This window comes from Streptomyces sp. NPDC002619 (assembly GCF_042889305.1).
GTDB lineage: Bacteria > Actinomycetota > Actinomycetes > Streptomycetales > Streptomycetaceae > Streptomyces.
This window is the reverse complement of sequence record NZ_JBIAQV010000112.1, coordinates 1-6686: the sequence shown is the minus strand read 5'-3', so window position 1 is coordinate 6686 and position 6686 is coordinate 1. Positions and strand designations below refer to the sequence as shown.

Here is a 6686-nt window from a genome sequence, read left to right as displayed (position 1 = left end):
CGTGCCAAGGAGATCGCCGACTTCTCCTCCGCCTTGATCACCGCAGCCACGGGGCAGGAGCTGCGGCAGGTCGTCCTGACCCGGCTCGCCGCGACCTTCGGTGCCAGCGGCGCCCTGCTCGCACTCGTCGACGACGGCCGCCTGCACGTCTTCACCGATGCCGGGATAACCCTATGCGAGGTCGAGGTCCTGCACGGCCTGCGGCTGGACCATCCGAACGCGCTGTGCGAGGCGATCCGCACCGGCAAGCCGCAGTTCGTCACCGACCGGGAGGACTGCAGGCGCCGCTGGCCGCACGGGGTCGGATTTCCGCACCTCGACCGACTCGGCTTCGACTACACCGTCTCCATCACCCCCCTCAGCGAGGCCGGCAATCCACCCCTCGGGGGATGGCTGGTCACCTACGGCAGCGGACACCGGCCGTCCTTGGACGAGCGGACCCTCATGGGGACTCTGGCCGACCTGGCGGGCCAGGCACTGAGGCGCATCAGGTTGCAGCAGGCACGCGTCGAGCTGGCCACGGCGCTGCAGCAGGCCATGCTCCCCACGCTGCCCGAGCACCTGGCGGGCCTGGAGGTCGCCGCCCGCTACCGGCCCAGCCGGGACGGGCTGGACATCGGCGGAGACTGGTACGACGCCTTCGTGATGCCCGACGGCGCGATCGCCCTGGAGATCGGCGACGCCCAAGGACACGACGTGGACGCCGCCGCATCCATGGGACAGGTACGCGCCTCCATACGCGCGATCGCCGCCCACGAACCGGATCCCGCAACCGTGCTGACGCGCACCAACGAGCTGCTCGTCACGATGGGCGCGGCACGATTCGCCAGCTGCACCATCCTGCATGTCGACCCGAGCGACGGACAGGTCACCGGCACCAGCGCCGGCCACGTGCCGTTGCTGTGCGCACGCAGAGACGGCAGCCACAGCATCCGCCAGCTGCCGGGCGGGCCGGTCCTGGGCGTCGTGCCCGACACCGAGTACCGCGAGGAGACCTTCACCCTGGACGAGGACAGCGCGCTGGTCATGGTCACCGACGGCGTGGTCGAAGGACCAAGCCTGACGTTGGACGCCGGACTGGAGCGAGCCGGAACACTGGCCGGCACAGCCCTCCACGACGGACTGAACGCCGAGCAGACCGCCGACCGCATCCTCGACGCCGCGGTCGCGGTGGACCACCTCGACGACGTGGCCGTGCTGGTCATCCGACGCACGTGACCGCGTCAAGCCGGCGCGCGCCATCAAACGGTCGATGACGACGCCCACGCCGGCACAGGCTTTGAGATCTAGCCTCATCCTCATCAGGTCGATCATGTGGTGTCGGTAACGGCGGTCAACCGCCAGGAGTCCTTGGCTGGTCGTCTGCTGCGATTCGGCGTTGGTCGGCGCTGTCCGCACCTGTTGGTGTCAGCCGGTGGTGTCAGCCGGTCGACTCCCTCTTGACAGATCTGCCTCATCTTGTCCGACCGCCAACCCTGGACGGAAAAGATGTAGCCTCTGGGCATGCCCGATGTGGATCTTCAAGCGCTCTATGCCGAGTTCGAGACGCGGGCGTTTCCGGGGTCTTGGATCGAATGGGTACACGGTGATCTATCCGTTAGCAGTAACGAAAGCGGCCATGCGATCGTGCTCGCTGAGTCGGATGAGTTCTGGGATGACCATGATGGTTCAGCCGCCGCGGCGGCCGGAGAGCACCTGGCATCGGTGCACCGCAACTACGAGATTGCCGCCACAGTCGCCTGGGGTGGCCCTCGTCTGGTCGACATCACGCATCGGCTCGCAGGGGGTGAGACGTCGTCTTTCACCGAGTTGCTGCTAGAGCAGGGAGCGATCAGCGGCAACTTCTGGGATCGCGGCGAACGAGCGCTCGGCCTGGCCATCTGCCAGATGGACAAGGAAATGGCGATTCAAGTTATCGCCTTTGTGGTACCAATCGGCGAGCTGCAGAAGTAGCTACGGCCCCAGTTTGGAAGACGGCGTATGCGGGTCTCGGCTGACCTGCCGAGACTCCGACCTGGGACAGAGCGCAGGCTGGCCCGTCGTTCCCCGTGGCTCCCCGTTGCGTCCCCTCGGAACGGGCACGCAGCGGGCACGGAGCCCCTCGATGCGAACTACGGGGGGTGGTCGCTGAGGTCTGCACGGCTGTGGGCCCATGTGCCTGCGGTCGGTGAAGAGCGGCTGCGGTCGCGGTGGTTGCTGTACTTCGATGCTGTACGCCGTGCCCTGGGGTGCGCTCCGAGCTGACCGGGATATGAGTAATTGTCAAATGTTGTGGACCCGGGCGAGGCTGTCACCCGCCTCGTCTGCGGTGCCCTCCGGGGGTTCCCAGGTGTCACTCGGCGGGTGTCGGAGCCCGGTTGAAGAGCCGTCCGGCCAGGTCCGCTCCGATGATGGCGCCGTCGGCGTCGCGGGTGAGGAAACCGCGCTGGCCGATCAAGCCGCCGCCGGTGACGATGTACTCGTCGCCGCTTCCGGGGAGCAGGCCGAGCCCGGCCGGCGGCAGGTCCGGCGGCAGTTCCCTCTCGGATGCCGTGCGGATCTCCGGCTTGATCCGGCATTCAACCGTCATCGTGTCACCGTCGGTATCGATGATCAGCTTCATGAATTCGTTCTCGTAGTGCCCGATGATCTCCTGAGCGCGCTGCGGGTCGTACGGGAGCGGCTCGGGGGCGCGCTCGACCACGCCGAGGTAGTGCTCGAGTGCCCAGCGGAGCACGGCCTGATTGAACTCCAGCCCGCTGTCGGGTCCGGCGTTGGACACCGCCACGACGGCGAAGTCCCGCTCCGGAACCAGCAGCAGGTCGGCGAACTGGCCATTGGTCGATCCGCCGTGCCCGACGGTGCGCACACCGTCCACGTCGCGCAGGAACCAGCCGAGGCCGACGGCGTCACCGAGCGTGGAGCCGTGCAGCTCCACCGTCGGCTCCTGCATCCGCCGCGCCAGGTCACCGCCGCCGAGGTGGAACCGGGCCCAGCGCAGCTGGTCGGAGACCGAGGACACCAGGCCGCCGCCCGGGTTGTTGCCGCGCGTGTCCTTCCATGTCCGGGCGACCTTGAGCGCCCCTTCGCTGAGGTTGTGGCCCACGGCGAACCGGCGGGTGATGGCCTGTCCGGCGGTGAAGACGCTGTTGGCCAGGCCGACCTGCTCAAAGACGAGTGAGGCGACAGCGGCCTCGTAGGTCTCGCCGGTGACGTTCTCGATGACCCGGCCGAGCAGGTTGTAGCCGAGCTGGCTGTAGGAGGCACGGCCGCCGACCGGACCGATCAGCGCCACCTCGGCCATCTTGGCCACCTCGCCGGCCAGCGCGTCGTCTCCGTCTCCGCTGTCGAAGACCATCCGGGTGTCCAACCCGGCGGTGTGGTTGAGCAGGTTCAGGATGGTGATCTGCGCGGCCGCGTCCTCGTCGGGGAGCCGGAGTTCGGGAACGTAGCGGCGGACCGGCGCCTCCAACTCGACCCGCCCCGCCTCGACCAGGCGCATGATCGCGGTCGCCGTGTAGGTCTTGGTGACCGAGCCCAGCACGAACAGCGTGTCCCGGTCGACGGGCAGCGGGTTGTCATTGCTCGTCACGCCGTGACAGGCGGTCAGCTCCCGTCCGTCCACCCAGACCCCCACCGCTGCACCCGGGATGTCGAACTCCTTGGCCTTCGCCTCGACGAACTCCGCCAGCGCGTCGCGTGACATCTCGATTCCCTCTCGGTCGGTGTGGTTCGGCACGACCCCGAGGTGTCCACCGGGCGTCGCGGCGACTTGCACTTTGTTCAAGTGAAGGCTAGCGAACGACTTGAACACAGTGCAAGAGGTTTCTTGAACGCCGTGCAAGTCGACGGCTATCGTGAATCCATGCCCCGCAACACGCTGACCCGCGAACAGATCCTCACCGCCGCTATCGCCCTACTGGACACCGAAGGGCTGGAGGGCCTGAACATGCGGGCACTGGGTCAGCGGTTGGGCTCGGCGGCCACCGCGGTCTACTGGCACGTGGGCAGCAAGGACAACCTCATCGCCCTCGCCAGCGACCAGCTGTGGCACGAAATCACGCTGCCCGACCCTGACCTGGTCGACTGGCGCACGGCAGCCACCACCATGGCCACCGACCTGCATGCGATGCTCACCCGCCACCCGTGGCTGCTGCAGGCCTTCGGCTCCTTCCTCATGTTCGGCCCCGGCAAGGCCCGCCACGACGACCACCTCCTCGCCATCTACGAGGCCGCGGGATTCGCCGGCGCCGCAGCCGACCAGGCCGCGGCCGCCGTTTTCACCTTCGTCCTCGGCAACGCCCTCGGCCCAGCCGCAGCAGCCTCGCTCACCCGCAAACTGCGGCGCGAAGGCAGCAGCAACGCCGAACAGGTCATCAGCAACGCCAAGGCCGAAGCCCGCGAGACTGCCGCACAGTTCCCTCGGCTGCGCACCCGCCTGGACACCCACGGCGCCGACTACGGCGCGGCGCCCGACAACACTTTCCAGTTCGGCCTCCAGGCCATCCTCGACGGGCTGGAAGCGCTGCAACGCGGGCCTACTCGGTGACCACCACACGATCATCCGGGAAGGTACGCCCGGCCCACGGTTCGAAGGCGGGGCCGGGGCGGAGGACGGTGGCCCGGCGGTCCAGGTGCCGCAGCACAGCGGACTGGGCCACGGTCTGGTCTGGTCTGGATCGGTGAGGACCTTCTTGACCAGAGCCGTCTCCTCAGCCGGACCTGCGCGAGCTCGCGAAGGTAGGCAGCGAAACGCAGGTGCTCGGCCGGCCCTTCCTGCGGGGCGTCGTAGGGGTTCATGCGGCTTGGTCCTGCCGCTCGACCAGGACGCCGTTCCCGAACCTCGCTCCCGCGCGGACCAGGGGCACCAGGTAGGCACCAGTGATCGCCCGCCAGCGGGCCTGGGCGGACTCGACGAGCTTGAACACCATCGCGAGGGCGGCGGAGGGGCTCCCCGCGCCGCGGGTGACCTTGGTCCGCAGCTTGACGGCGGAGAAGGTCGACTCGATCGGGTTGGTGGTCCGCAGGTGGATCCAGTGCTCGGCCGGGAAGTTGTAGAAGGCCAGCAGCTCCTCCCGGTCCTCGGTGATCTTCGCGACGGCCTTGGGGAACTTGGCGCCGTAGGTCTTCGCGAACGCCTCGATCGCCTTCTCGGCATGCGCGCCGTCCTCGGCGTTGTAGATCTCCTGCATCGCCTTCGTCGCGCCCGGCTGTGCGGACTTCGGCAGGGCGTTCGTGATATTTCGGGCCTTGTGGACCCAGCACCGCTGATGGCGGGCAGCCGGGAACACCTCGGCCAGCGCCTTCCACAGGCCCATCGCGCCGTCGCCGACGACCAGCTCCGGGTCGCGCATGCCCCGCCTGCGGCAGTCACGCAGCAGGTCGGCCCACGACTCGGTCGACTCCCGCAGCCCCTCGGCCAGCGCGATCAGCTCCTTGGTACCGTCCAAGCGCACCCCCATCAGCACCAGGACACAGGAGTGCGCCTGTCCGAGCCGGACCTTGGGGTGCACACCGTCCGCCCACACGTACACGTAGTCGGACTCGGCGAGGTCGCGCTGCTGGAAGGCGGCGTGGTCGTCCTGCCACTGCTTCGTCAGCCGGGTCACGGTTGCCGGCGAGAGCCGGCCGCCGAGCCGAGGAACTGCTCCAGCGCGGGCACGAAGTCCCCGGACGACAGTCCGTGCAGATAGAGCAGGGGCAGTACCTCGCTCGCCTCGGCGATCGTCTCGCCCTACGACACCACGGCGCGTTACGTCCGTCACGGGCACATCATCAGCTGGAAGGGGTTCGCCGCGCAGGTCACCGAGACGTGTGCCTCCGACAGTGCCAACGTGATCACGGACGTGGCCACCACCTCGGCCGCCACGAACGACGGCCAGGCCCTGCCCGGCATCCACACCCGCCTGGAACGTCGCGGGCTGCTGCCTGCCGAGCACCTGGTCGACGGCGGCTACACCTCTCTGGTCCACCTGGAACGAGCCACCCGTGAACACCAGATCATCCTGAGCGGGCCGCTGCCGGGCAACCCCACCCGCCAGCACCGCAGGAATGAAGGCTTTGACCGGGACGACTTCCACATCGACTTCGACCACCGGCAGGTCACCTGCCCCCGAGGCCAGGTCAGCAAAGGCTGGCACGGCCCCTACCCGACTTCGTCGCCCACCGCGGCACCCCTGATCGTGGCGCGGTTCACCAAGAGCCAGTGTCAGCCGTGTCCAGACCGCCCTCGGTGCACCACCTCCCGCGAGAGCGCCCGCAACGTGGGCTTTCCCCCGCGAGAACTCCGCGACCTGCAAGTCCGCGTCCGCAGCGAGCAGCAGACACCCGAGTGGAAGGCCCGTTACGCGGTCCGCTCCGGAGTGGAGGGCACCATCAACGAGTTCGCCCACGGACACGGCATGCGCCACTGCCGCTACCGCGGACAGCCGAAAGCCCACCTGCAACACGTACTCACGGCCATCGCCGTGAACATCGAACGCCTCAGCGGCCGGTCAGTGACCGAGGGAGCCTCCTCACCGAGACCGCCGACAGCCTTCCAGACCTTCCTGGATCAGAACGGCATCCCCCGGCCGAAGTCCTGGCGAACCCTCGGTACTTGAGCCCGACCATCCAAGATCCCCGACTGTGAGGATGAGGGAGGCACCGCTCGGGGGTCTGACCCGATCCCCGATTGACGCTTCGGCTGTCCTCACTCTGAATCGTCG

General features: G+C 68.3%; 5 protein-coding genes and 1 pseudogene. 4 read left to right on the top strand and 2 right to left on the bottom strand.

What is annotated here, in order from left to right:
- Both ACFYXB_RS45290 and ACFYXB_RS45285 read left to right on the top strand, forming a co-directional pair.
- A partial coding sequence (locus ACFYXB_RS45290; protein ID WP_389591319.1) for a PP2C family protein-serine/threonine phosphatase occupies positions 1-1218 on the top strand: 1218 nt, incomplete at its 5' end.
- A gap of 285 nt (positions 1219-1503) precedes the next feature.
- Complete coding sequence (locus tag ACFYXB_RS45285; protein ID WP_389591317.1) at positions 1504-1953, top strand: hypothetical protein; 450 nt, start codon at positions 1504-1506, stop codon at positions 1951-1953.
- Between the two features lie 379 nt (positions 1954-2332).
- On the opposite strand, the gene ACFYXB_RS45280 is transcribed toward ACFYXB_RS45285, so the two are convergent.
- Positions 2333-3685, bottom strand: coding sequence for a serine hydrolase domain-containing protein (locus ACFYXB_RS45280; RefSeq protein WP_389591315.1), 1353 nt, complete (start codon positions 3683-3685; stop codon positions 2333-2335).
- Between the two features lie 159 nt (positions 3686-3844).
- Here ACFYXB_RS45280 and ACFYXB_RS45275 point away from each other — a divergent pair, with 159 nt between their 5' ends.
- Positions 3845-4528, top strand: coding sequence for a TetR/AcrR family transcriptional regulator (locus ACFYXB_RS45275; protein ID WP_389591313.1), 684 nt, complete (start codon positions 3845-3847; stop codon positions 4526-4528).
- A 247-nt stretch (positions 4529-4775) separates the two neighbouring features.
- Here ACFYXB_RS45275 and ACFYXB_RS45270 read toward each other — a convergent pair.
- Positions 4776-5698 (bottom strand): annotated as a pseudogene (locus ACFYXB_RS45270) (IS256 family transposase); the annotation flags it as partial.
- A 115-nt stretch (positions 5699-5813) separates the two neighbouring features.
- Here ACFYXB_RS45270 and ACFYXB_RS45265 point away from each other — a divergent pair.
- Positions 5814-6581, top strand: a complete 768-nt coding sequence (locus ACFYXB_RS45265) for a transposase (RefSeq protein WP_389591311.1) — start codon at positions 5814-5816, stop codon at positions 6579-6581.
- Positions 6582-6686 lie beyond the last annotated feature (105 nt).